At 63.6% G+C, this 22902-nt stretch carries 24 protein-coding genes and 1 pseudogene; 16 read left to right on the top strand and 9 right to left on the bottom strand.

Translation table 11 applies throughout. The features are described 5' to 3' along the window. Positions 1-49: 49 nt before the first annotated feature. Positions 50-481, bottom strand: a complete 432-nt coding sequence (locus NKH63_RS05060) for a winged helix-turn-helix transcriptional regulator (protein WP_023721056.1) — start codon at positions 479-481, stop codon at positions 50-52. Positions 482-628: 147 nt separating this feature from the next. Between NKH63_RS05060 and NKH63_RS05055 the strand changes: the two genes are divergently transcribed. Beyond that, entirely contained in the window at positions 629-1444 is an 816-nt protein-coding gene (locus NKH63_RS05055; RefSeq protein WP_352483535.1) for an antibiotic biosynthesis monooxygenase, read from the top strand. Between the two features lie 154 nt (positions 1445-1598). Then, positions 1599-2336 carry an SDR family NAD(P)-dependent oxidoreductase gene (locus NKH63_RS05050; RefSeq protein ID WP_352483536.1) on the top strand — a complete coding sequence of 246 codons (738 nt, stop codon included), beginning with the start codon at positions 1599-1601 and terminating at the stop codon, positions 2334-2336. Positions 2337-2557: 221 nt separating this feature from the next. Here NKH63_RS05050 and NKH63_RS05045 read toward each other — a convergent pair whose 3' ends face one another. The 3 genes from NKH63_RS05045 to NKH63_RS05035 form a co-directional block, all read right to left on the bottom strand. Further along, positions 2558-3166 (bottom strand): hypothetical protein, encoded by a 609-nt coding sequence (locus NKH63_RS05045; RefSeq protein WP_023721053.1) that lies wholly within the window; start codon positions 3164-3166, stop codon positions 2558-2560. Positions 3167-3380: 214 nt separating this feature from the next. Further along, entirely contained in the window at positions 3381-4661 is a 1281-nt protein-coding gene (locus NKH63_RS05040) for a GNAT family N-acetyltransferase (RefSeq protein ID WP_023721052.1), read from the bottom strand. Further along, positions 4661-6061 carry a lipopolysaccharide biosynthesis protein gene (locus tag NKH63_RS05035; protein WP_352917806.1) on the bottom strand — a complete coding sequence of 467 codons (1401 nt, stop codon included), beginning with the start codon at positions 6059-6061 and terminating at the stop codon, positions 4661-4663. The genes NKH63_RS05040 and NKH63_RS05035 overlap by 1 nt, the downstream gene beginning before the upstream one ends. 270 nt (positions 6062-6331) lie before the next feature. Between NKH63_RS05035 and NKH63_RS05030 the strand changes: the two genes are divergently transcribed. Together NKH63_RS05030 and NKH63_RS05025 are read left to right on the top strand one after the other, a co-directional pair. Further along, positions 6332-6517: a hypothetical protein gene (locus NKH63_RS05030; RefSeq protein ID WP_031194557.1), complete on the top strand. Its 186-nt coding sequence runs from the start codon at positions 6332-6334 to the stop codon at positions 6515-6517. Between the two features lie 440 nt (positions 6518-6957). Next, the gene (locus NKH63_RS05025; protein WP_156948167.1) at positions 6958-7908 is read left to right on the top strand and encodes a 2-hydroxyacid dehydrogenase; all 951 of its coding nucleotides are present in this window, start codon (positions 6958-6960) and stop codon (positions 7906-7908) included. 280 nt (positions 7909-8188) lie between these two features. Here the strand turns inward: NKH63_RS05025 and secA are convergent, their stop codons facing one another. Further along, positions 8189-10921: a preprotein translocase subunit SecA gene (gene secA, locus NKH63_RS05020; RefSeq protein WP_023721048.1), complete on the bottom strand. Its 2733-nt coding sequence runs from the start codon at positions 10919-10921 to the stop codon at positions 8189-8191. A gap of 253 nt (positions 10922-11174) precedes the next feature. Here secA and NKH63_RS05015 point away from each other — a divergent pair, with 253 nt between their 5' ends. Beyond that, positions 11175-12092: a peptidylprolyl isomerase gene (locus NKH63_RS05015; RefSeq protein ID WP_023721047.1), complete on the top strand. Its 918-nt coding sequence runs from the start codon at positions 11175-11177 to the stop codon at positions 12090-12092. A 43-nt stretch (positions 12093-12135) separates the two neighbouring features. On the opposite strand, the gene NKH63_RS05010 is transcribed toward NKH63_RS05015, so the two are convergent. Further along, positions 12136-12792, bottom strand: a complete 657-nt coding sequence (locus NKH63_RS05010) for a TetR/AcrR family transcriptional regulator (protein WP_352917805.1) — start codon at positions 12790-12792, stop codon at positions 12136-12138. A gap of 111 nt (positions 12793-12903) precedes the next feature. Between NKH63_RS05010 and NKH63_RS05005 the strand changes: the two genes are divergently transcribed. Next, the gene (locus NKH63_RS05005; RefSeq protein ID WP_352483537.1) at positions 12904-13140 is read left to right on the top strand and encodes a putative antibiotic biosynthesis monooxygenase; all 237 of its coding nucleotides are present in this window, start codon (positions 12904-12906) and stop codon (positions 13138-13140) included. Between the two features lie 3 nt (positions 13141-13143). Here NKH63_RS05005 and NKH63_RS05000 read toward each other — a convergent pair whose 3' ends face one another. Continuing rightward, positions 13144-14370 carry a caspase family protein gene (locus tag NKH63_RS05000; RefSeq protein ID WP_352895388.1) on the bottom strand — a complete coding sequence of 409 codons (1227 nt, stop codon included), beginning with the start codon at positions 14368-14370 and terminating at the stop codon, positions 13144-13146. Between the two features lie 180 nt (positions 14371-14550). Between NKH63_RS05000 and argJ the strand changes: the two genes are divergently transcribed. From argJ to NKH63_RS04975, 5 genes are all read left to right on the top strand, one after another. After that, on the top strand, positions 14551-15792 hold the full coding sequence (argJ, locus tag NKH63_RS04995; RefSeq protein ID WP_352483539.1) for a bifunctional glutamate N-acetyltransferase/amino-acid acetyltransferase ArgJ: 1242 nt from the start codon (positions 14551-14553) through the stop codon (positions 15790-15792). After that, entirely contained in the window at positions 15792-16571 is a 780-nt protein-coding gene (locus NKH63_RS04990) for a GNAT family N-acetyltransferase (RefSeq protein ID WP_352917655.1), read from the top strand. Before argJ ends, NKH63_RS04990 begins: the two co-directional genes overlap by 1 nt. After that, positions 16568-16990 (top strand): (deoxy)nucleoside triphosphate pyrophosphohydrolase, encoded by a 423-nt coding sequence (locus NKH63_RS04985; RefSeq protein ID WP_352917654.1) that lies wholly within the window; start codon positions 16568-16570, stop codon positions 16988-16990. Before NKH63_RS04990 ends, NKH63_RS04985 begins: the two co-directional genes overlap by 4 nt. A 127-nt stretch (positions 16991-17117) precedes the next feature. Then, positions 17118-17423 (top strand): hypothetical protein, encoded by a 306-nt coding sequence (locus tag NKH63_RS04980; protein WP_023721040.1) that lies wholly within the window; start codon positions 17118-17120, stop codon positions 17421-17423. 206 nt (positions 17424-17629) lie between these two features. Then, the gene (locus NKH63_RS04975) at positions 17630-17809 is read left to right on the top strand and encodes a Flp family type IVb pilin (RefSeq protein ID WP_023721039.1); all 180 of its coding nucleotides are present in this window, start codon (positions 17630-17632) and stop codon (positions 17807-17809) included. A gap of 52 nt (positions 17810-17861) precedes the next feature. On the opposite strand, the gene NKH63_RS04970 is transcribed toward NKH63_RS04975, so the two are convergent. Continuing rightward, positions 17862-18734 (bottom strand): methyltransferase domain-containing protein, encoded by an 873-nt coding sequence (locus tag NKH63_RS04970; RefSeq protein WP_023721038.1) that lies wholly within the window; start codon positions 18732-18734, stop codon positions 17862-17864. 54 nt (positions 18735-18788) lie between these two features. Between NKH63_RS04970 and NKH63_RS04965 the strand changes: the two genes are divergently transcribed. From NKH63_RS04965 to NKH63_RS04950, 4 genes are read left to right on the top strand one after another with little or no spacing between them, the layout of a single operon-like run. Next, complete coding sequence (locus tag NKH63_RS04965; RefSeq protein WP_352917653.1) at positions 18789-19589, top strand: ComF family protein; 801 nt, start codon at positions 18789-18791, stop codon at positions 19587-19589. 37 nt (positions 19590-19626) lie between these two features. Further along, on the top strand, positions 19627-19896 hold the full coding sequence (grxC, locus tag NKH63_RS04960) for a glutaredoxin 3 (RefSeq protein WP_023721036.1): 270 nt from the start codon (positions 19627-19629) through the stop codon (positions 19894-19896). Positions 19897-19906: 10 nt separating this feature from the next. Next, positions 19907-20773 (top strand): carbon-nitrogen hydrolase family protein, encoded by an 867-nt coding sequence (locus NKH63_RS04955; RefSeq protein WP_352917652.1) that lies wholly within the window; start codon positions 19907-19909, stop codon positions 20771-20773. Continuing rightward, positions 20770-21195 (top strand): DUF1178 family protein, encoded by a 426-nt coding sequence (locus tag NKH63_RS04950; RefSeq protein WP_352483544.1) that lies wholly within the window; start codon positions 20770-20772, stop codon positions 21193-21195. Before NKH63_RS04955 ends, NKH63_RS04950 begins: the two co-directional genes overlap by 4 nt. Before the next feature lie 142 nt (positions 21196-21337). Here NKH63_RS04950 and NKH63_RS04945 read toward each other — a convergent pair whose 3' ends face one another. After that, positions 21338-22138 (bottom strand): SDR family NAD(P)-dependent oxidoreductase, encoded by an 801-nt coding sequence (locus NKH63_RS04945; RefSeq protein ID WP_352917651.1) that lies wholly within the window; start codon positions 22136-22138, stop codon positions 21338-21340. Between the two features lie 175 nt (positions 22139-22313). Between NKH63_RS04945 and NKH63_RS04940 the strand changes: the two are divergent. Continuing rightward, positions 22314-22902, top strand: a pseudogene (locus NKH63_RS04940) (helix-turn-helix domain-containing protein); the annotation flags it as partial.

The raw sequence follows: 22902 nt of genomic DNA, 5'->3' as shown, positions 1-22902 counted from the left end.
GAAACAGCTTCGTCTTGGATCGTGCTGCGGGCCGGACCCGCCGCCGTGCCTAGCGGAGGGCCGCCACGACGTCGGCGAAATCGGCCCGCTTGCCATTGTCGGCGCGGCGCAATTGCACCTCGACGGGCCTGCCGTCGGATTGGTCGCAGTAGAAGATGGGTCCGGGCCGCACCCATTTGTCGCCCCACTCGGTCAGCGCGATGATGACCGTTTTGAATTCCAGCCCCTTTCGGGTCAGGACGTATTCGGCCTGCTCGCCGGCGGCACCCGGACGACGGTCCATCAGGCCGGCCTCGACGAAATCCTCGAGGCGCTTGGCCAGGATGTTGGTGGCAATCCCCAGGCTCTTCTGGAATTGCGAAAAGCGCGTGTAGCCGCCGAACATCGCGTCGCGCAGGATCAACAGGCTCCAGCGCTCGCCGACCAGCTCCAGGGCGCGTGAGGCCGAGCAGTTCTGTTTTTCATAAAGACGACCAAGCATGGCGTGAACATACCCTGTTGACTTGCATCATGCAAGTATGCATTGTGCTTGCATGATGCAAGCGATGGAGCTCGAGAGAGCGTCGCTCACTTCATCGCCCGAGACTTGGGTGCCCATCAACCGTCGGATCCAGACAGGAGATATGTCATGAAAAAGGATGAAGATTACACGACGTTATTTGTCGTTGAGCAAAGCCCGGAAGAGGTTTTTGCGGCGGTTGTCAATCCGCGCGCCTGGTGGTCCGAAGACATCGACGGCGATACCAACAAGCCCGGTGCGATATTCTACTATCACTTCAAGGATATCCACCGCGGTACCTTCAAGGTTACGGAGCTTGTGCCCGGCAAGAAGGTCGTCTGGCACGTCGTCCAGAACTACTTCAACTTCGTCAAGGATGCGACCGAGTGGACCGGCACGGACGTGGTCTTCGAGATCGCGCCGACCGACAAGGGTACCGAGCTGCGCTTCACCCATGTCGGGCTGAAGCCGAGTGAAGAATGCTACGACGTCTGCCATGACTCCTGGCGCTTCTATGTCGCGAGTCTTCGCGACCTGATTTCGACGGGCAAGGGGCAGCCCAACAAGGGCGAAGAGAACGCCAATCCAACGGTCGTGCCGCAAAACGAGAACATCGGCCTCGAGCGCAAGACAGCGAGCGATGGCGCCGAGATGATCGTCATGACGACGGCAGCGGCGAAGCCCGGCATCGAGAGCAAGGTGCGGGATGCCCTGCGGGACGTAGCCGGCGCGGCCCGCAAGCAAAGCGGATGCATCGACTACAGCGTCTTTCGCTCGGAGGCAGAGCCGAACGTTACCATCTGCGTCGAGCGCTGGGCATCGAAGCAGGAGCGCGACGCTTTTCTGGGCTCGGCGGACGCGAAGAATTTCGTTTCGGCCATAACCGGCGCCTTCCTGGAGCGGCCTTCGCCGATCTCCTACACGACATTGGAAGTCGGGTCCTGATTGCAAGGGTTCGCCCGGCGACGGTGCCGGTGCCGGCTGCCCTGGAGCAATGCAATGGGGGACGGCATCCAAGCATGGAACAGAAAATTATAACCTACTTGCATGATGCAAGAACGAATGGCTTGCATTCATGCAAGTAGGAGGAGAGATCGCCGTGCCAAAATCGATGGAAGTCACAGACAAGGCCGTTCTGGTAACCGGGGCCAACCGCGGCCTCGGCAAGGCGCTGGTCGAGGAAATATTGAGGCGGGGTGCCAAGCGCGTCTATGCCGGCGCGCGCAAACCGCTCGCCCACGCGGATCGGCGTGTCACGCCGCTGATCCTGGACGTGACCGATACGGCGCAGATTGAGGCGGCTGTCGAAAGGGTCGGGTCTCTCGATATCCTCATCAACAATGCTGGCATCGGGCTCTACGACGACCTCGGCGATCGTGCTGCGCTCGAGCGACACCTCGCCGTCAACCTGCTCGGCGTGCACGGCGTAACCGACGCATTCCTGCCGCTGCTCACGAGTTCGCGCGGCGCCGTGGTCAACATCCTGTCGGAAGCGGCCCTCGTTCCCTTCCCGATTATTCCGTCCTACTCGCTGTCGAAGGCCGCCGCGTTCTCCATGACGCAATCGCTCCGTGCTCTCGCCGGCGCTCGTGGCGTGAGCGTTCATGCGGTCCTGTCCGGTCCCATAGACACCGACATGAGCAGAGACGCCGACATCCCGAAGAGCTCTGCGGAGAGCGTCGCGAAAGGTATCCTGGACGGCATGGCGCGAGGGGAGGAGGAAATTTTCCCCGATCCAAAATCGGCGTCCATGGCCGAGAGCTGGCGCGGCAGCGCGTTCAAGGCGCTCGAACGCCAGATGGCGGCTTTCGTCCAAGCCATGCCCGCCAAGTCATAGGCGACCGCGCTGCGAGCCCAACGGCCCCGCAGCGAATGCGCTATGGCGAAATTGCCCTAGGCTGCCGATGCGTCGCCGGTTCGATCCGGGCTGAGGGCACCATTTTCTTCCGGGAAACCTCGAGAGGTTACTTGGGCGTTATCCCAGGAGCGTCCTCTGGGATAACGTCTGAGATCCGGCAGCCCTTCCTGGCAAGCTGCGGATCGCAGCCCGAGCCGCTATCACATCGGCCCCGGCACCATCTTGGTCGGCTGCTCCGGCATCGGAAACGCATAATTGTCGCATTTCACGTCCGGGTTCGTCGGGCTGAACATTCCGAGCGGGTTCTCCTTGAACAGCCAGGCGTGAAGGTCGTAGTGGTGGAACTCCTTCGGGATGAGCGGATAATGCCCCTCCATAGGCCCCATGAATGTCTGGCCGAAGAGCTTCGGCGGCTCCTTGGTGTCCGGCGTCAAGGGCACGAGCCATTCCACACCGACCAGGCGCAATTCGCCGCCGACCGGCTCATAGATCAGCACATTGGGGCGCGTCGGATCCGCGGTCGGGCCGACAGTCGTGACGTTGACGAAATGGATGCCCATCGCGCCCTTCGGGTAGTCCATCGCTCCCTCTACCTTTTCGCCGCTGTAGAAGACGCATCCAACCGTCGACAGATAAAGCTCGCGAATGGCAACCTTGTAGTCTTCATACCTGGACAGCGATTTACGCAGGGCATCGATCTCGGCCTTGTCGGGTTCGGCGGCCCGAGGAGCGGCGGCGTTCAGACACGCGCCGACGAGACCTGCCAATGTGAGGATACCGAGACGCCTGAGGTGAGTTGTTTTCGTCATGCATTCCTCCCAGATTTTTCTTCTGGCCGTGCAGGACCGAGGCGGCAGTGATGCTGGACGCGCGGCCGTAATTGATCGCCTCATCCCTGTTGGGACTGCGTCGATGCTAATCCTTTCCGCTGATCGGGAGAATTAACCCTGACGACCTAGGCCGGAGCAGGTCGATGGTGCGGAGACGGTCGGCCGGGCCGGGTCCCCCTTTGGACCCGATGCGCTACCGTCGCCGCAGCAGGCTTCTCATCCGGTTGCGCAGCAGGCGCGCCATGTTGCGGGTCTCGCGGTAGAGGTGAAGCTGCGAGGCCGCCTGGCGGGCGGGGCGGTCGGCGTCCGGCGTCAGCCCGATCACCAGCGTGCCCATCGGCTTGCGTTCGCTCCACAGCCGGCTCATCACGGGGTGGTCGGGCACCGCGCAGGAATCGGTCATCATGATGTTGGGGTCGTCGAGATGCTGCCTGGTCACCTCGATCATCAGCAGCGTGCCCGGCGAATAGGCGGCGAGCGTCTCGTCATAGGCGGTCTTCCAGGTATAGGCGACGCCGGCCTCGACGAAGACGACCAGGCAGGCGATGGTGCGGCCGTCGAGCGTCAGCGAATGGATGCGGCAAAGATCCTGCTCGGCCAGCCGGTGCACCGCCTCGCGGGCGAAGGCGGCGCGGTAGCGGTCGATGGCCATGGCGGTGCGCTCGCGGCCTTTCCAGCCGGCGGCCTCCAATGTCAGGAAATTTTCGATGGCGTGGCGGATCTCGTCGGGCCCGCGCGCCACGACATGCTCCAGCCGGCCGAGGTCGGCGAGGCGGCGCTTCAGGCGGCGAAACTCGCGATAATGGTGGGCGCGCAGCGAAGCCTTCAGATACGCCTCGCCGTCGAGCTCGCTTTCGAGCACCGGGCGGTCGGCCTTGCCGGTGGTGACCAGCGTCAGGCCGCGCGTCTCGGCGACGCTGGCGAGCAGGCTCGCCACCGGACCATCCAGCCTTATGTCGGGCAGCACGAAGACCTTCGGCAGCTTGAGATGCGGCCTGGACAGCATCGAGAAGAAATCCTCGATGACGCCGATCGGATCGTCGCGATCGACCAGCGGCGTGCCGATCGGGCCGAACGGGCTCGACCAGGTGCGCATGACGGGAATCCCGAGCGGCACCATCGGCCGCTCGACCGAGAACGGCACCAGCAGGCGCAGCCGGTTGCGATACTGGTCGCCGTCGCGGATGACCGCCAGCCGCACCTCGCGGTCCTCGAGCCTCGGCATGGCCGGAGCCAGGAAGCGCGGATTGAAGAAGACGTTCGGCTCGATCGTGCGGGTGCAGAGATAGTCGAGCTCCTCGACCAGGTCGAAGCCGGCGGAGGCCGGATAGATGGCAAGCTTGCGCTCGGGCCGGTTGTTGGCGAGGATCTCGACATGGGCGGGATCGGCTTCGCGCGCAAGCCCGGCAAGGCCGGACACCATGGCGCCGGCCGGGCCGCCGCTGGTTTCCTCGAGCAAGGGGACGGCAGCCATCAGGCGGCTCCTTTGGCGGGCACGAAAATGACCATGGCGATGCCGAGCTTGCGCCAGACCGTGAAGGACAGCGCGCCGGCCTCGAAGATCATGGCGAAGACGGTGGCCATCGCTGCGCCCCACAGACCGAAGAGCGGGATCAGCACGACGCTGAGCGCGATGTTGAAGGCCAGCGTCATGGCGTAGACGGCGGCGCAGATGTTCTGGTTGCCGCTCATGGTGAGCAGGCTTTCGCAAGGGCCGACGGCGGCCCGGGCGACGACGCCGAACACCAAAAGGAACAGCAGCGGATAGCCGGCGGCAAATTCCGGGCCGAACAAGGTCAGCATCGGCTCGCCCAGGGCCAGCACCAGCAGCGCCATCGCCAGCGACGGCCAGAACGTCCACGACACGGTTTCGCGGGCGAAGGCGGCGAGCTTGTGCGGCTCGCCATGGGTGAACTGCGCATAGCGCTGGGCAACGCCGGCCTTGACAGCGAAATAGACGAAATGCACCAGCGCCAGCGTCTTGACGGTGGCGAAATAGACGGCGACGTCGTTGGGTTCGAGATAGGCGCCGACCATCAGCACGTCGGCATTGGTGAGCAGGAAGAAGAAGCTCTCGACCAGGAAGATCGGCAGCGAGACGATGAACCATTGGCCGAAATGCAGCTTCATCGGCCCGGCGGGAATCCGTCTGTCCATCCGCGAGGTGACGCCGATGAGCTGGCCGAGCGTGGTGGCGTAGGTGGCGGCGATTGCGGCAAAGATCGCCGTTTTGGCATCGGGCGCGTAGCCCGCCAGCAGCATCAGCGCCATGAACGCCAGAATCAGCAGCGGCCGCACCAGAAATGTCGGCGACAGCGCAAACAGCGCCCAGGAATTGGCCCGCGCCAGCCCTTGCAGAAGGTCGGACATGGCGATCATCGGCAGGCAGATGATGCCGAGGATGAACGGCATGACGTAATAGTTTTCGATATAGGACGACAGCAGCCAGACGCCGAGCGCGCCGAGACCGGCGATCACCGTCGAGGCAATCAGCACGAACAGCCGGCTGGCCCGCACGATGCCGCGCAATTCGGCCAGCATGCCGCGCTCGCGATATTCGGGGATGAAGCGGATGACCGAGGTGTGGAAACCGAGGCAGGCGAGATTGCCAAGGATTACCATGGTCACCCAGACGAGGACGAAAATGCCGTACTCGAACGACCCCATCCAGCGCGCCATCAAGACCTGGCTGACGAAGGCGATGACGGCGCTGACGATGCGGACCGAAAATGCAATCAGCGACATGCGGCCGGCCTCGCCGCGCTCGCCTGCGGTGAACAGCACGGCATCGATCAGGCCAAGCAGCGGCCTGATGCGCAGCGCAAGGCGCTGCGGCAAGAACCGCCCGGCTGTCGTCGCCGCGGAAAAGCGCACCCCGATCACACTCCGTTTTCCGCTTCTTTTCTGGCTATGCGTGTAGCGAAAACACATTAAGAAACGGTTGGGTGGGTGTTCCTTCGCCCCGTTCACGGGGAGAAGGTGCCGGCAGGCGGATGAGGGGCGGCGCGCTGCTTCATATTCATCATTCGCGCAACCCTTCACCCTGCTCTTTAGTGTCTCAGTTTGAAATACGCGGAAACGCCTATCTCGTTTGCCCCATATGCGAAAACGCCTATATGCTTAGCGGAACGCATGGCAGCAACAATGGTCTACACTGTCATTTGGTATGGAAGGCAGGGCATCGTCGACAAGGTGATCTTCGACGACGAGAAGACCGCGAAAGATCATGCAACCTCCATGTTCCAAACCCGAAAGGGTGACGATGGAATCGTGTCCGTTGAAGTTCGTAAGGACAACGGCGCTGTCGTCTTTAGCCATGCGGAGAACTAAGAATGCCAACCGGACCTAAAGGCCAGGAAGGATGTTCTGGCACCACTTACCAGCTCACAAAGAAGCTCATCAAGATCGTTGCCGAGGTTATCAGCCATGGGCGTTATGTCGCCTTCCAGATGCGGAGGTCGCTATCCCGAGGCAACTCTTCACCGACATCCTGCGGCTGATCGCGGAACTCCGGCCATCGCCCCATCCATCACCGGCGTGACCGGCCCGGTTGTCATGCGTTTCAGCAAAACAAGGGGAGAACTATGCCTTGAAGAAAGCGAAATCGACATCCTCGGCCAGCAGCGGGCAGACATCACGGCTTTGGCGGATCACCAACGCCATTTTTGCCGGGGTCTGATCTTGCAACTGGTGCCAGTTTGCGCAAACCTCAGTCTCAACAGAACGGTAATCCGGTGGATGCCTGATTACCTGAATCTGGGAGGGGCGAAGTGTTAGGCGAGCCCATTACCGTTCTGATGGTCAATGAGTATCCTGACTACATTGATGCACAAGTGTGGGCTGCTGAGCTGAAAACCCGTGTGCCGCAGCTGGAGTTCAGGCTTTGGCCAGACGCCGGGAACAAAAGTGACATAGATATTGTGCTGATCGACAAGGGCGCCAGTCCTGGCTTTTTTGATGCCATGACGGGGCTAAGCGCCGTCGTCTATTTGGGAGCCGGTGTCGAGGGTATTGATCTTCAGAGCTTTCCCAAGAGTGTTCCGCTCATCAGGCTCGCAACGCGTGAGCAGGCTTCGGAAGTGGTGCAGTACATCGTCCTTCGCGTTCTCTGCCAGCAACGGCATGTTGCGGATTACATGAGTCTACAAGCCCGCAAGTTGTGGAATCCGATCGCGCCGCGGAAGATCTCCGAGACAAGAATAGTTGTGCTTGGTGCGGGCCGGATCGGTGGCTGGGCCGCAAAGCTGTTTGCGGACTTTGGCTACGACACAGCAGTCTGGTCTCGTCATCAAAAGACGCTTCCTGGCATACACAGTTACTTTGGCCGTGCCCAGCTTGCGGGCGCACTCACAAGTCGGGACTACGTTATCTGTTCACTTCCCCTGACTGGTGAGACTCGTGGGATACTGAACTTGAGTGCCTTTGGAAAAATGAAGCGAGGTGCCTACCTTGTGAATGTCGGCAGGGGCGCGCATGTCAACGAAGCCGACCTGATCCGCGCTCTCGACGAAGGTCAGCTTTCTGGTGCTTGTCTTGACGTGTTTGAGCGTGAACCGCTGGAGGCTTCATCGCCGTTGTGGACTCATCCCAAGGTGACCGTCACACCTCATGTCGCGAGCTTCTGGGTGGATTCTGGAATCGACCAGGCCGCCGATCTCTGCGGTCAAGTCGCCAGAGGAGAGCCTCTGTCCAACAAGATCGACCTCGAACGGGGTTATTGAATCAAAGTAGTGTCTTTACCCACTTTAGCAGGTTCCGATCTTCATGAAGCGCGGACATCAGCGCGTGCGTCACCCGGCTATTAGATTTCAAACTCAAACACCACCGCCGGTCGAGATACAGAAAATTCGAAATGCGTATTTTGGTGTCGGCGGGACACCGCCCCCCTCTGGCCTGCCGGCCATCTCCCCCTCAGGTGGGGAGATTGGCTAGTCGCAGACGTCCGTGCCGCCCCGCCTTAGGGCACCTTCTCCCCATCACGGGGAGAAGGAAAGCGCAGCCTTACGCAAACGCCCCATGACAGTGCTTGTACTTCTTGCCCGACCCGCACGGGCAGGCCTCGTTGCGGCCGACCTTGCCCCAGGTTGCCGGGTTCTTCGGGTCGCGGTCTTCGGGGGCGACGATGGCGTTGCTTTCCTGGCGGACCAGCACGGCCGTCTCGCCGCCGTCGAAATCGTCTTCGCCGGTGCTGCCGTCGATATGGCTGCCGAACATGTCAGGGGCCTCGGGCGGCGGCGCGTCCGCCGCCTGGCGGACCAGCTCGACGCGCATCAATTGCGCGGTGACGGCCTGGCGCAGATTGCCCAGCATCGCCTGGAACAGCTCGAACGCCTCGCCCTTGTACTCCTGCAGCGGATCGCGCTGGGCATAGCCGCGGAAGCCGACGACCGAGCGCAGATGGTCGAGATTGACGATGTGCTCGCGCCACAGATGGTCGAGCGTCTGCAGCACCACGGAGCGCTCGACATAGGTCATCACGTCGGGGCCGAAGCGCTCGGCGCGCTCCTTGGCGGCGGCTTCGGCAGCCTGGCTGACGCGCTCGCGGATGTCGTCCTCGGCAATGCCTTCTTCTTTGACCCAGTCCTCGACCGGCAGATCGAGATTGAGGAATTCGGCGATCTCGGCCTTGAGCCCGGCGACGTTCCACTGCTCGGCATAGGCGTTTTCGGGAATGTTCTTGGCGACGATCTCCTCGATGACGCCTTCGCGCATCTCGGTGATGGTCTCGGACAAGCCTTCGCCGTCCATCAGCTCGATGCGCTGCTCGAACACCACCTTGCGCTGGTCGTTCGAGACGTCGTCATATTTCAACAGGTTCTTGCGGATGTCGAAGTTGCGCGCCTCGACCTTCTTCTGCGCCTTTTCCAGCGCCTTGTTGATCCACGGATGGATGATTGCCTCGTCTTCCTTGAGGCCGAGTTTCTGCAGCATGCCGTCCATGCGCTCGGAGCCGAAGATGCGCATCAAGTCGTCCTGCAGCGACAGGAAGAATTTCGAGCGGCCGGGATCGCCTTGGCGGCCCGAGCGGCCGCGCAACTGGTTGTCGATGCGGCGCGATTCATGGCGTTCGGTGGCGAGCACATAAAGACCGCCGGCGGCGAGTGCCTTTTCCTTCAGCCGGGCGATGTCGTCGCGGATGTCCTTTTCCCTGGCCTCGCGCTCGGGGCCGGCCGGCATGTCGCCAAGCTCCTCGGCAATGCGCATGTCGGCATTGCCGCCGAGCTGGATGTCGGTGCCGCGGCCGGCCATGTTGGTGGCGATGGTGATGGCGCCCGGTTTGCCCGCCTGGGCGACGATCGCCGCCTCGCGCTCGTGGTGGCGGGCGTTCAGCACCTCGAAATCCTTGAAACCTTCCTTGCGCAGGCGTTCAGCCAGTTGCTCCGACTTCTCGATGGAAGTCGTGCCGACCAGCGTCGGCTGGCCCTTGGCGCGGGCTTCCTTGATCTCCTTGACGATCGCCTTGTATTTCTCCTCTACCGTCCGGTAGACCTCGTCGTCCTCGTCAATGCGGATGACCGGCAGGTTGGTCGGGATCTCGGTGACGTCGAGATTGTAGATGTTGGCGAATTCCTCGGCCTCGGTCAGCGCCGTGCCGGTCATGCCGGCCAGCTTCTTGTAGAGGCGGAAATAGTTCTGAAAGGTGACCGAGGCGAGCGTCTGGTTCTCCGGCTGGATCGCCACATGCTCCTTGGCCTCGAGCGCCTGGTGCAGGCCTTCCGAATAGCGGCGGCCGGGCATCATGCGGCCGGTGAACTCGTCGATGATGACGATCTCGCCGTTGCGGACAATATAGTCCTTGTCCCTCTGGAACAGCCGGTGCGCCTTCAGCGCGTTGTTGACGTGATGGACGATGGCGACATTCTCGACGTCGTAGAGCGACTCGCCCTTGAGCAGGCCGGCATCGCGCAGCATGTTCTCCAGCTTCTCGGTGCCTTCTTCGGTGAAGATCGAGGTCTTCTGCTTCTCGTCGATCTCGTAGTCCTGCGGCTGCAGCTGGATGATGAAGGTGTCGATGGTGTTGTACATTTCCGAACGGTCCTCGAGCGGACCGGAAATGATCAGCGGCGTGCGGGCTTCGTCGACCAGGATGGAATCGACTTCGTCGACGATGGCGTAGCTGTGACCGCGCTGCACCATCTGGGCGCGCTCGTATTTCATGTTGTCGCGCAGATAGTCGAAGCCGAGCTCGTTGTTTGTGGCGTAGGTGACGTCGGCGGCGTAGGCGACGCGGCGCTCCTCGTCGGACAGGCCGTGGACGATGACGCCGACCTTGAGGCCGAGGAATTTGTAGACGCGGCCCATCCATTCGGAGTCGCGCGTGGCCAGGTAATCGTTGACGGTGACGACATGGACGCCATTGCCGGCGAGCGCGTTAAGGTAGACCGGCAGCGTCGCCACCAGCGTCTTGCCTTCGCCGGTGCGCATCTCGGCGATGCCGCCATTGTGCAGCACCATGCCGCCGATCAGCTGCACGTCGAACGGCCGCATGCCGAGCACGCGGCGGGCGGCCTCGCGCACGGTAGCGAAGGCCGGCACCAGAAGGTCGTCGAGGCTGGCGCCGTTGGCGATGTCCTGGCGGAATTTGTCGGTGCGGGCCTGAAGCTCGGCGTCGGAAAGCGCCCGCATCTCGTTTTCCATGGCATTGATCGCCTCGACGCGCGGCCGGGTCGATTTGACCCGACGATCGTTGGAGGAGCCGAAAACCTTACGGGCGAGACCGCCGAGACTGACCATCCAATGGCCCTTTCGATAGCATTCCAAGTCATTGCGACGGGCGCCGGCCGGCCCCCATCAAATCCGCGTGAACGCGGACAAACGCAAAAAGCGCCCGGAAAACGGTTCTGGACGCAAAGTCGTTGGACAGATAAGAGGGGGCTCATTCGATGTCAACGCCGCGCTCGCCCTGTCGACCGCGCCAAATTCCGCCACAATCCTGCTGGTCTGGAAGCCATTCCGCTCTAGCTACCCCGCTTTGGAGATAATCGTAATGTCTGTATTGTTCCGCCGCGCGTCGCTCGCCAGCCTTGGTCTGGCATTCGGGCTGTCGGCCCTCTCGCTGTCGCCGTTGATGGCGCAGGAAGCCGCCCCTGCCCAGCCGGCGGCACCCGCCCCGGCGGCCAAGCCGGTCGATCCGAACGCCGTGGTCGCCACCATCAACGGCCAGACGCTGACCGAGGCAGACCTTGGGCTTGCCGAGGGCGAGCTGTCGCAGCAGTTCGCGCAGCTTCCGCCCGAGCAGCGCCGCGCCGCGGCGCTGTCGGCGGCGATCGAAATCCGCGTGATGGCGGCCCAGGCGGTGACCACCGGCCTCGACAAGGATCCCGACTTCCAGCGCCGCATGGCATTCCTGCAGCAGCGCGCGCTGCATGGCGAAATGGTCGAGAAGGGCGTCGTCAACAAAGTTACCGATGCCGAGGTCCGCGCCCGCTACGACCAGGAAATCGCCAACACGCCGCCCACCAACGAGGTGCACGCCCGTCACATCCTCGTGAAGACGAAGGAAGAGGCGGACGCCATCATCAAGCAGCTCGACGGCGGTGCCGATTTCCAGAAGCTTGCCAACGAGCACACCAGCGATCCGAGCGGCAAGACCAGCGGCGGCGATCTCGGCTGGTTCGGGCCTGGCCAGATGGTGCCGGAATTCGACAAGGCGGCGTTTGCGCTGGCGGTCGGCAAATACACCGAGCAGCCGGTACAGTCGCAGTTCGGCTGGCACGTCATCAAGGTCGAGGACAAGCGCACCAAGCAGCCGCCGGCCTTCGACGAGGTCAAGGACCAGGCCCGCCAGGCGGTCATCCGCGACAAGTATTTCGCGCTGGTCAAGTCGCTGCGCGCCAACGCCAAGGTCGACATCCCCGATGCCAACCTGAAGAAGACGGTCGACGCACTGGAAAGCGCGAAATAGGCCAGATTGAGCTACGACAGGGCGCGCTGCCGCCCTGTCGCTTCTATTTGGTAGGGCGAACGATGATGCGTCGACGCCGCCGCCGGACCGCCGTGGCATCGCCGGCATCGCCAGCGACGATGCCTTTCAAGACATAGCCGACCGCCCTGTGCAGCGTCGCTTCGTCCTCGTCGAGGCGGTTCGTCAGAAGATGCGTCCAGGCGTACGAGGCGATCAGGTCGGCGACGACAGTGGCATCGACATCGGCTGCCACCTCTCCCCTTGCCTTGGCGCGTTCGACCATCTGGCCGGTGTGGACACGACGGCCTCTCGCGTATTCGGCAAGGGCGGCGGCCGCTTTTTCGTCCGACTGCGCCTCGGCAATCAGCGATCTGAACACGCTGCCCGACGATGTGTCGCGCCAGTGCGCAAACAAGCTCTTCAGGAAGCCGACGAGGTCCTGCTCAAGGTTCCCGGTGTCGGGATTGTCGACACGCTTTTGCCGCTGGTAGACGTCGAGCAGCAGAGCGGCCTTGCTTGGCCACCAGCGATAGATCGTCGGTTTTCCGGCGCGCGCCCGCCGCGCCACCGCCTCGATGGAGAAGCCGGAATAGCCGGCTTCGACCAGTACCGCTTCGGCGGCATCGAGAATGGCATCGGCGCTTTCGGGGCTGCGCCGTGCGCCGGCTGATTTGCGCCCGGGATCGGTGGGTTCGCCCATCTCGTCTTCCTTGCCGATGATCTCAGCAGCCATCATACACAGCCCCTTGACGAAACGAAACGATCCGTTTCATATGTAACGGAACGTTCCGTAACGATAAGGAGAACAGCAATGACCTCGACTGTCGCCACGCGTTTTTCGCGCTTGCGCTTCGCCCTGCTGGTGCTGCTCGGCGTCTACCCGCTGATCACTGCCATTTTGTACATGGTTTTTCCGCTGACCAAGGAGTGGCAAATCTGGCAGCGTACACTGGTCATCGCGCCGCTGATGGTCTCGATCATGATCTGGGGACTGATTCCGGGCGTGCAGCGGGCGTTTCGCGGGTTCATTAACCCAGCGGTCCGGTGATGTTCATTCCAGCGCCTGCGACGTTTCCGACGCAACGCGCCACTCGCCGTCGGCCAGCACGAGTTCCAGCATGACCCGTGCCTTGCCGGTCAGCCGCTGCGCCGAGTGGTCCTTCGGCACATAATCGTAGGTCATGGCGAAAACCGCATCGGCGCGGTCCTTGCCGTGCGGCGTCACCTCAAGGCTGCCGGGCTCAAGACCGAACGACCACGACGCCCATTGCGCGAACCAGTCGGTCTTGACCTTGACGATGGCCTCGCTGTCGTAGCGCGTGCCGTAGATGGTGGCCGACGCACCGTAAAGCCGCTTGACGGTCTCGCGCATCGCCTTGGCATCAGGCGCCAGATAGTCGTGGCGCAGAAACTGCTCGATGGCGCCCTTGTCGCCGACGGAGCGTTCGAGCGCTGCGACCTCAGACGCGGGCGCCGGGGTGACGGCCGGTTTCGGTTGCTGGGCACTGTCTCCGCCCGGCACGAATTCGAAACGCTCGAGCAGCGATCCCTGCTCCCAGGGACGCTGCGCCTCGCGTGTTGCGGAAACGACATCGCGGCGCACCGCGATCATCATGTCGTTGATGCTTTGTCCGGGTTCCGCCATATGCCGCAAAAGTGCGGCGGCGAAGGGCGAGTTGCGCTCCGTCCCGTCCATTGCGACGGCGCCGGGCGCCGTCGAGAAGGCGATGAACGAGCCGCGTGTCGACTCGAACTGGGCGAGGCCGGCGAGAGCCGTCGCCGAGCGCGTCGTGGCGCTGCGGCTGAGGCTTCGGGCAAACGGGTTGTTGCGGCAGGCATCGAGGAAGACCAGGCTGACCTTGGTCTGCTGCTCCATGATGTCGAGGACCTCGTCGATCGGCACCGCCTCGAGCTGCAGCTTGACCGGCATGTCCAGCCTGGCGTCGACCGGCACGATGAAGTTGCGCCCGTCGACCTGCAGGCCATGGCCGGCATAGTAGAACAGCCCGGCACCGGCGCCTTGCAGCGCATCGGAGAATTCGCCGATCTTGCGTTCGAGCTCGCGCTTGCCGAGATCGTTGCCTTCGATCACCTCGAAACCGATAGCGCGCAGCTTGTCGGCAATGTCGAGCGCATCGTTGACGGGATTGGCCAGCGTGCCGGCTTTGGCGTAGCTGCCGTTGCCGACCACAAGCGCCACGCGCCGCGCCGTCTGCGCATCCGCGCGCAGCAGCAGAAAGCCCAGAAACGCCAGTGCCAAGACCACAAGCCTGCCCATGGGGCAGGATCATAGCGCTATCGGCCGCAGCGATGCCAACAAATTTGCAACAGCCCTGCTTGCGGCATGAGGCAGTGTCAGGCGTCCGGCACCCGTAACGGCTGTGAAAACGGCTTGCGCCGACGCGCGCTATCGGGCAAACCGGCGTTCCTTTCGCGATTTTCCCGCCCGGGGTCTTCCATGTCCGCACAGGTTTCGCCGCTCGCGCCGAAGAAATATGCCAAGATGCCGACCATCGAGGGCGTGCGCATCGCCACCGCCGAGGCCGGCATAAAATACAAGAACCGTACCGATCTGCTGGCCATGGTGTTCGACGCCGGCACCACCGTCGCCGGGGTGTTCACCAGGTCGAAATGCCCCTCGGCGCCGGTCGACTTCTGCCGGCAAAACCTCACGGCGGGCAAGGCGCGCGTTCTGGTCGTCAATTCCGGCAATGCCAATGCCTTTACCGGCCAGAAGGGCCGCGCTTCGACCGCACTCACGGGCGAGGCGGCGGCGAAGGCGGCCGGCTGCACGCCAGGCGAGGTGTTCCTGGCCTCGACCGGCGTCATCGGTGAACCGCTCGATACTGGTAAGTTCAGCCACCTGCTGGCCGGGCTGATCAAGGACGGCAAGCCGGAATTATGGACCGAAGCCGCCAAGGCAATCATGACCACCGACACCTATCCCAAACTGGCGACCGCGACGGTCAAGCTCGGCAATGCCGACGTCACCATCAACGGCATCGCCAAGGGCGCGGGGATGATCGCGCCCGACATGGCGACGATGCTTTCCTTCATCGCCACCGATGCGCCGATCGCAGCACCGGCGCTGCAGGATCTCTTGTCGCGCGGCACGGCCAAGACCTTCAACGCGGTCACCGTCGACAGCGACACCTCGACCAGCGACACGCTGCTGATGTTCGCCACAGCTGCTGCCGCCAGGCGTGGCGCGCCGGCGATTTCCGACCCCAAGGATGCGCGCCTCGGCGCGTTCCGCCGTGCCCTCGGCAAGGTGTTGAAGTCGCTGGCGCTACAGGTGGTGCGCGACGGCGAGGGCGCCCGCAAGCAGGTCGAGGTCACCGTCACCGGGGCCAAATCGGCCCGCTCGGCCAAGCGCATCGCGCTGTCGATCGCCAATTCGCCGCTGGTCAAGACGGCAGTCGCCGGCGAGGACGCCAATTGGGGCCGTGTCGTCATGGCCGTCGGCAAGGCCGGCGAACCGGCCGACCGCGACCTTCTGTCGATCTGGTTCGGCGACAACCGCCTGGCATATCAGGGCGAGCGCGACGCCGCCTATTCCGAAGCGGCGACTTCGGCGTATATGAAGCGCGACGAGATCCGCATCCGCGCCGATATCGGCATCGGCCGCGGCAAGGCGACGGTGTGGACCTGCGATCTCACCAAGGAATATGTCGCCATCAATGGCGATTATCGGAGCTGATGACATTGGCTTCCAGACATCCGGCAAGCGTGTTGGCGATCGTGCGCCGCTACGAGGCGGCTGGCTTTCGCGCCTGGCCGGCGGCCGCCCTCCATTATGACGGCACCTGGGTCGTGCGGCTGACGGCCGGCCATCCGGCCAAGCGGCTGAATTCGGTCAATCCGCTCGATCCGGGCGACATCCAGCACATTGCCGAGCGCATCGGCCGCGCCAGCCGTCGCTTCGACGCCTATGGCAGGCCGCTGACCTTTCGCGTCTCGCCGCTGTCTGGGCCGGATCTCTCAAAGTACCTCGACGGCGAGGGCTGGAGCACATTCGCGGAGTCGCTGGTCATGCGGCTGCCGCTGGCGGACGCCATGCTCGACGACGCCATGGACCAGATTCCGTTGAAGGACATCAGCCGTTTCATCGGCGCAGCGCTCAAGGTGAGCGGTTCGGACGTGTCGCTACGGCCCGGCCTGTCGGAGATCATTGGCGCCATCCAGCCGGAGGCCGGGCTGTTTGCGCTGGAGAACGGCAGCGAGCCGCTGGCAACGTTGATCTGCGTGCATGACGGCGACCTTGCCGGGCTGTTCGAGATCGCCACCGACAGATCGGTGCGCAACCAGGGCCATGGCCGCCACCTCATCCGATCGGCGCTGAAATGGGCGCGACTGCGCGGGGCGCGGGAAGCCTGGCTGCAAGTCGAGGCGGACAACGCGCCGGCGCTGGCGCTTTACCGTTTGCTCGGATTCGACGAAGTCTATCGCTATCACTATCGCCGGCCACAAGGCGCATGAGCGGCTCAGACACGGTCGGCAAGCGCCTGCTCCTGGTTGCGGCCTGCGCGCTAGTCGATGCCGACGGGCGCGTGCTTTTGGCGCAGCGGCCCGAAGGCAAGCAACTCGCCGGCCTATGGGAGTTTCCGGGCGGCAAGGTCGGGCCCGGCGAAACGCCGGAACAATGCCTGATCCGCGAACTGTATGAGGAGATCGGCATCGAGACCGATATCCCTTGCCTGGCACCACTCACCTTTGCCAGCCATTCCTACGATGATTTTCACCTGCTGATGCCGCTGTTCGTCTGCCGTCGCTTCCGCGGCATTGCCCAGCCGAAGGAACGGCAGGTGCTGAAATGGGTGCGGCCGCGCCAGATGCGCGATTTTCCAATGCCGCCGGCCGATGCCCCGCTGATCCAGTTCCTCATCGATCTGCTGTAACGGCCGATCTCCCGTAAACCGGGCAGCTCCGCGAAGCGATATCAGCAGCGTTAATGAAAGATTTATCTGGCCGTGAAAAATTGACGCAAAGCGGTTACGCCGATTCCACCGCTGGGGAGCGATTTGCATGAGCTTCGACAAGGACTGGGATTTGCCTTGGCCCGATCGCCTTCCTGGCGCCGCCAATGCTGGCATGGGAATATTGCGCATCGCCCTTTTGTTCGGCTCGGCCGCGGTGGCTCTGGCCTTGATCGCGACACCCTACCTCGACAGCCGGACCCGATCGCAGTTTGCCCGCGATGGGCTTGATACAATGAGCACCGGCTCGATCGGCCAGCGCGACAGCTATACGCTGCGCAAGAGCGTGCTGCAGCCGCTGCCCAGTTCGGTTTGCGTCATTCGGGCCGATGGCAGAAGCAGCGGTGACTGCTGACGTCCTCAACAGATATCTGAAGCGCGTCGCGTTCGACCGGCCTCGTGCGACGCGCTTATGTTTCGATGCATGTCGTTATCGCAAAACCGCTGCACACTTTTGCGCGACACGCATTGGAATGCAGCTGTTTCACCGCGCGTTAAGCCTGTCACGTTAACCTTTCTTAACGGGTCGGCGCTAGGTTCCGGCAAGAGGGATGGGCGCCCATGAAAATCTTGCTGCAACGATTTTTAGAAGACGAGAGGGGTGCGACGGCTATCGAATATGGTTTGATCGTGGCCGTGCTGTCGCTTGCCATTGTCACAGGCATCGGCCAGGCTGCCGGTGCGATCGAGTGGCTGTTCAGCGACAACAGCAGCAGGCTTGCCAACGCATTTGCGCAGTGATTCGCTCGGCTGTTGCGCAGGGGCTACGCCTAGCTTTTGCGCAGGGATATGCTCAGGGGCCGCCGGGGTTTTCCAGGATCGTCTTCAGCGATATTTTTGCGGAGCCCGGCTTCAGCGGTTTTTGCTGAGAGGCATCGGGCGCCCAGCCTGACATCCAGACCACCGAGAAACTCGCCCTGACGCGGCCATCGGCGTCCGAAAACCGCTCCGCATAGATTTCGGCGGCGCGCGCGAACAGCGCTCGGGTGCCCGGCCGTCTGCTGCGGTCGACAAGCGCGCTGGTCTCGCCCATTGCGCGCAGGTCGGCGACCAGGCCAAAGAGGGAATCGTAGCGCACCGTAATCGTCTCGACGTCGGCAACCGGCAGCGCCAAGCCGGCGCGCTGCAGCAGCACGCCGGCGTCGCGGACATCGGTGAACGGGATCACACGCGGGCTGGCGCCGCCGTAGAGCTCGGTCTCGGCGGCAAGCAGGCTTTCGCGCAGTTCGGAGAGCGTGCCTATGCCCGCGAAGGCGCCGAGGAAAAGCCCGTCCGGCTTTAGCGCCCGGCGGATCTGCACCAGCATGCCGGGAATGTCGTTCATCGCCTGCAGCGACAGCAGCGAGACAGCGAGATCGAGGCTTTCCGGCTCGAATGGCACGGTTTCCAACGGCGCCACCACTCCTGGCCGGCCGTCGAGGAAAGCGGCGTCGGCCTCGACGCGCACGTTTTCCGCTACCTTGCCGCTTTCTGCGAGCACCTCTGCTGCTGCCGGCGTCTGGCAAAACAATGAGGCCGCCTTGCCGAACTTGCGTTCGACGGCGCCGAGCCGGTCGGCAAGATCCTCGGCCGCCCGCCGCATGAGGAAATCCGCCCCGGCGATAGGGCGGGCCAGTGCCCGACGCTTGTGCGCCAGCCAGAGCGAGGTGTCGATTACAAGCTGCAATGGGCAGGTCCTTGTGCTTCGCTCTCTGATATAGTGATGCGGAGGACCAACCACGTGGCCGATCCCATGCCGGAGATCAAGCGTATTGCGATCAAGAGCATTGCCCGCAAGGCATTGGGCTGGCCGGCGCGCCTGTTGTTCCCGCCGGTCTGCCCCGGCTGCCGCCGCCATGTCTCGCAACCCGGCGTGTTGTGCGGCGCCTGCTGGCCGAAACTCAGGCTGCTGGAACGGCCATGGTGCCCGGTGATGGGCACGCCGTTCACCCACAATATGGGTGAGGGGTTCCTGTCGGCGGAGGCGATAGCCGACCCGCCGCCATTCGAGCGCGCGCGCGCGGCGGTTGCCTATTCCGGCGTGGCCCGCCAGATGGTGCAAGGGCTGAAATACCAGGACCGCACCGATCTGGCGCCGTGGATGGCGCGCTGGATGCTTCGCGCCGGTGCCGAGCTCATCGCCGAGGCCGACGTGGTCGTGCCGGTGCCGCTGCACTGGCGGCGCTTCTTCAGGCGGCAGTTCAACCAGTCGGCGGAACTGGCGCGGGCGGTGGCGCAGCTCGGCGATCGGCCCTTCGCGCCATCAGCCATCAAGCGCGTCAAACTCACGCGCCAGCAGGTCGGGCTGGAGCGGCGGGAACGCGAGGAAAATGTGCGCGCCGCATTCACAGTGCCTGATGAAGCGGAGATCGAAATCGCCGGCCGCCGGGTGCTGTTGATCGACGATGTCTACACCACCGGCGCCACGGTCCGTGCGGTCGCCAGGGCGTTAAAAAAGGGCGGTGCCGGCGCAGTCGACGTACTGACCTTCGCGCGCGTGCTGCCGGGGGACTTTCGGGCCGACGAATCGGCGCCTATATAGCCTATATGACAGCGGAACGAGGCAGGGTTGCTGACCGATGGTCGATGTGACGATCTACACGCGGATGATGTGCGGCTATTGCACTGCGGCCAAGCGGCTGCTCGACAGGAAGGGTGTCGCCTACACCGAGCACGACGCCTCCTTCTCGCCGGAGCTGCGCCAGGAGATGATCTCCCGGGCTCACGGCCGTTCCACCTTTCCGCAGATATTCATCGGCGACACGCATGTCGGCGGCTCCGACGATCTCCACGAATTGGAGGCGGAAGGACGGCTGGACAGATTGCTCGCCAACGGCTCGGCCAGGTAAGGACATGACGATGACTGGTTTCAAGGCGGCGGCGATCCAGATGCGTTCGGGAACCAGCCCGGAGCGCAATGCGGTCGATCTGGAACGGCTGGTGCGCGAGGCGGCAGGCCTGGGCGCGAGCTACATCCAGACCCCGGAAATGACCGGCGCGCTGATCCGCGACAGCCAAGCCCGGGCCGCTTCGTTCACCTCCGAAGACAAAGACGTCATCGTCTCGACGTCGCGGAAGCTGGCCAACGAACTCGGCATCTTCCTGCATATCGGCTCGACCGCCATTCTGCGCGCCGACGGCAAGCTCGCCAACCGCGCACTTCTGTTCGGGCCTGACGGCGCCACGATTGCCACCTATGACAAGATCCACATGTTCGACGTCGATCTCGACAATGGCGAGAGCTGGCGCGAATCCGCCGCTTATGAGCCGGGCACGGAGGCTGTCGTCACCGAAATCGATGGCGCGAAGCTGGGCTTTGCCGTCTGCTACGATCTGCGCTTCCCGCAGCTGTTCCGCGCCGAGGCGCTGGCCGGCGCCGATCTGCTTGCGGTGCCCGCCGCCTTCACCCGCCAGACCGGCGAAGCGCATTGGCATGTGCTGCTCAGGGCGCGCGCCATCGAGAACGGCGCCTATGTCGTCGCCGCCGCGCAAGGCGGAGTGCACGAAGACGGTCGCGAAACCTATGGCCATTCGCTGATCGTCGATCCCTGGGGCCGCATCATCGCCGAAGCAGCGCATGACGAGCCGGCGGTGATCGTCGCCGAAATCGACCCGGCGCAGTCGGTCGCAGCGCGCAAGAAGATACCGAACCTCAAGAACGCACGCGATTTTGCCGTCAACGCCGGTCCGGTGGACGCGCTGCCGCTCAGGGGTGCCGCCTCTTGATCCGCTTTTCCCTGACCTGCGAGCACGAGCACGAATTCGAGGCATGGTTCCGCAGCAACGACGATTTCGACACACAGAAGAAGCGCGGTTTCGTCGATTGCCCGGCCTGCGGCTCGCGTAAGGTCGACAAGGCGCTGATGGCGCCCGCGGTCTCGACCGGGCGCAACCAGGAAAAGATCGCGCTCGCCATGGGCGAGGCCCAGAAGCAGGCGCTGGCGCAATTGAAGGCCATGGCCGAGAAGGTGCGCGAGAACGCCGATTATGTCGGCGACAAGTTTGCCGAGGAAGCGCGCAAAATCCATTTCGGCGAGAGCGATCCGCGCGGCATCTATGGCGAGGCGACGCTGGAGGAGGCCAAGAGCCTCGCCGACGACGGCGTCGAGTTCTTGCCTATTCCCAGCTTCCCGGACGACCGCAACTGATCCGTCAACTTGCCCGGGACATAACGAGGCATCTCCGCCAGGCCGCGCCATGACCGTGAAGGTCGGCGCCGTCGCCAGCGACAGCCGACCGCCGGCGTCGAGGGCGGCGGTGCTGCCGCCCCCTGCACAGGCGTCTGCAGTTTCATGCCGAGCAGCAAGGATGGGCTTCTCGGGTAGTCGTTTCGCTGCTTCTTTCGTGCCCACTGCTTGACGGGCTTGCTTCACTTGACGGGCTTGCTTCCGCATAGGCTGCAAACTGGCGTTCAAGCGCCTTGACCGCACTGCTGCGCCAACCCTCCGCCACGGATTCCGACATGGGATCGGGGAAGATTTCCTCCTCGCCGTTCTCCACGCCGTCCAGGATCGCTCGCGCAACAGACTCCGGAGAGGCCTTCGGGATGTCCAGGCCCCGTGTCATGTCCGTGTCCACGGGGCCGGGAAGGACCCTGTGGACGCTGACACCCCGTCCGGCCAAGAGGGTGCGCAACGACTGTGACAGTGAGAACGAGGCCGCCTTCGAGATCGAGTAAGCCGGACTGAACGGCACGGCAGCAATAGAGGCCAGCGACAGAATGTTGACGATGGCTCCCCGCGACCGGGCCAGCAACGGCAGCAGAGCCTGGGTCACGTCATACGCGCCGAAGAGGTTTACGGCGAGCTGTTGTTCGAGCACGCGACGGTCGCTGAGGTCGTCGAAGGGCGATACGCCGGCATTGTTGATGAGGATATCGAGAGCATCGATTTTCTCGACGGCCTCCCGGATCTGCGCAGCGTTCGTTACATCCATGGTCAGGGACGTCACACGCCGGTCCGGGTGAGCCATGGCTTGGCGGGTTGCGGCATAGACGCGCTTTACGCCTCTGCTCAGGGCTTCCTCGACCAGTGCCCGACCGATGCCCCGATTGGCTCCAGTCACCAGGATAGTTGTACCTTCGATCTTCATTGCGTCTCTCCTAGTGCTTATCGTTGTGTTCGAGCTCAGTGCACAATCGCGCCGCAACTCAGGCGCGCCGCAACTCAGGTTGGCTACAGTCGCCATTCTCGATACGACTGGTTGGTGAGATGGACTTAGCGCCGGATGTCGAAGCCATGGGAGTGACAAGTGTGACGGGATTCCGATGGACTCGCTGATCACGGCCGCGGCGCATGCGCTCGCGGCGGGCGATCCGCTCGGCGCCTTGAAACGGGTTGCGCTGCGCGACGATGCGCCGGCCCTTGCGTTGCGCGGTATCGCGATGGCGCAGCTTGGCGACCTGAATAGGGCGAAGGTTCTTCTCAAGAGGGCGGCGCACGCATTCAGCCCGAGGGAGGCCGTGGCCCGCGCGAGGTGTATCGTCGCCGAGGCCGAGATCGCGCTCGTCTCGCGCGACCTCGCCTGGCCGGCCAAGGCACTCGACACCGCGCGGGCGACGCTTGAAAAGCATGGCGACCGCGTCAACGCCGCGCATGCGCGCAACCTCGAAGTTCGGCGCCTGCTGCTGATTGGTCATCTAGACGAAGCCGAGCGCAGGCTGGACGGCTTCGATCCCTCGCCGCTGCCGCCAGCATCGCGGGCCGCCCACGAGCTGGCTGTCGCCGGCATCGCCATCCGCCGCTTGCGGACCGGTCCTGGGCGCGCCCGCCAAGCCCCGGCGGCCCGGGGCGGGCGCGCCGCCGCCCGCCCCCCCCGGCCCCCAGCGGGGGCGGGCGCCAACCGTGTGGGGGGGG

Source organism: Mesorhizobium sp. M0960 (assembly GCF_040319055.1).
Taxonomy (GTDB): Bacteria; Pseudomonadota; Alphaproteobacteria; order Rhizobiales; family Rhizobiaceae; genus Mesorhizobium.
The sequence above is the reverse complement of the archived record's forward strand: the minus strand, read 5'-3'. Positions and strand labels throughout refer to the sequence as shown.

Excerpts from the sequence above, each read along its gene's own strand:
- NKH63_RS04985 (WP_352917654.1), top strand. The coding sequence starts at position 16,568 with ATGAGCGGCTCAGACACGGTCGGCAAGCGCCTGCTCCTGGTTGCGGCC.
- secA (WP_023721048.1), bottom strand. The coding sequence starts at position 10,921 with ATGGTCAGTCTCGGCGGTCTCGCCCGTAAGGTTTTCGGCTCCTCCAAC.
- NKH63_RS05040 (WP_023721052.1), bottom strand. The coding sequence starts at position 4,661 with ATGGCTGCCGTCCCCTTGCTCGAGGAAACCAGCGGCGGCCCGGCCGGC.
- NKH63_RS05000 (WP_352895388.1), bottom strand. The coding sequence starts at position 14,370 with ATGGGCAGGCTTGTGGTCTTGGCACTGGCGTTTCTGGGCTTTCTGCTG.
- NKH63_RS04980 (WP_023721040.1), top strand. The coding sequence starts at position 17,118 with ATGAGCTTCGACAAGGACTGGGATTTGCCTTGGCCCGATCGCCTTCCT.
- NKH63_RS05055 (WP_352483535.1), top strand. The coding sequence starts at position 629 with ATGAAAAAGGATGAAGATTACACGACGTTATTTGTCGTTGAGCAAAGC.
- NKH63_RS05045 (WP_023721053.1), bottom strand. The coding sequence starts at position 3,166 with ATGACGAAAACAACTCACCTCAGGCGTCTCGGTATCCTCACATTGGCA.
- argJ (WP_352483539.1), top strand. The coding sequence starts at position 14,551 with ATGTCCGCACAGGTTTCGCCGCTCGCGCCGAAGAAATATGCCAAGATG.
- NKH63_RS05060 (WP_023721056.1), bottom strand. The coding sequence starts at position 481 with ATGCTTGGTCGTCTTTATGAAAAACAGAACTGCTCGGCCTCACGCGCC.
- NKH63_RS05015 (WP_023721047.1), top strand. The coding sequence starts at position 11,175 with ATGTCTGTATTGTTCCGCCGCGCGTCGCTCGCCAGCCTTGGTCTGGCA.
- NKH63_RS05030 (WP_031194557.1), top strand. The coding sequence starts at position 6,332 with ATGGTCTACACTGTCATTTGGTATGGAAGGCAGGGCATCGTCGACAAG.
- NKH63_RS04975 (WP_023721039.1), top strand. The coding sequence starts at position 17,630 with ATGAAAATCTTGCTGCAACGATTTTTAGAAGACGAGAGGGGTGCGACG.
- NKH63_RS04945 (WP_352917651.1), bottom strand. The coding sequence starts at position 22,138 with ATGAAGATCGAAGGTACAACTATCCTGGTGACTGGAGCCAATCGGGGC.
- grxC (WP_023721036.1), top strand. The coding sequence starts at position 19,627 with ATGGTCGATGTGACGATCTACACGCGGATGATGTGCGGCTATTGCACT.
- NKH63_RS05005 (WP_352483537.1), top strand. The coding sequence starts at position 12,904 with ATGACCTCGACTGTCGCCACGCGTTTTTCGCGCTTGCGCTTCGCCCTG.
- NKH63_RS04990 (WP_352917655.1), top strand. The coding sequence starts at position 15,792 with ATGACATTGGCTTCCAGACATCCGGCAAGCGTGTTGGCGATCGTGCGC.
- NKH63_RS04955 (WP_352917652.1), top strand. The coding sequence starts at position 19,907 with ATGACTGGTTTCAAGGCGGCGGCGATCCAGATGCGTTCGGGAACCAGC.
- NKH63_RS05010 (WP_352917805.1), bottom strand. The coding sequence starts at position 12,792 with ATGGGCGAACCCACCGATCCCGGGCGCAAATCAGCCGGCGCACGGCGC.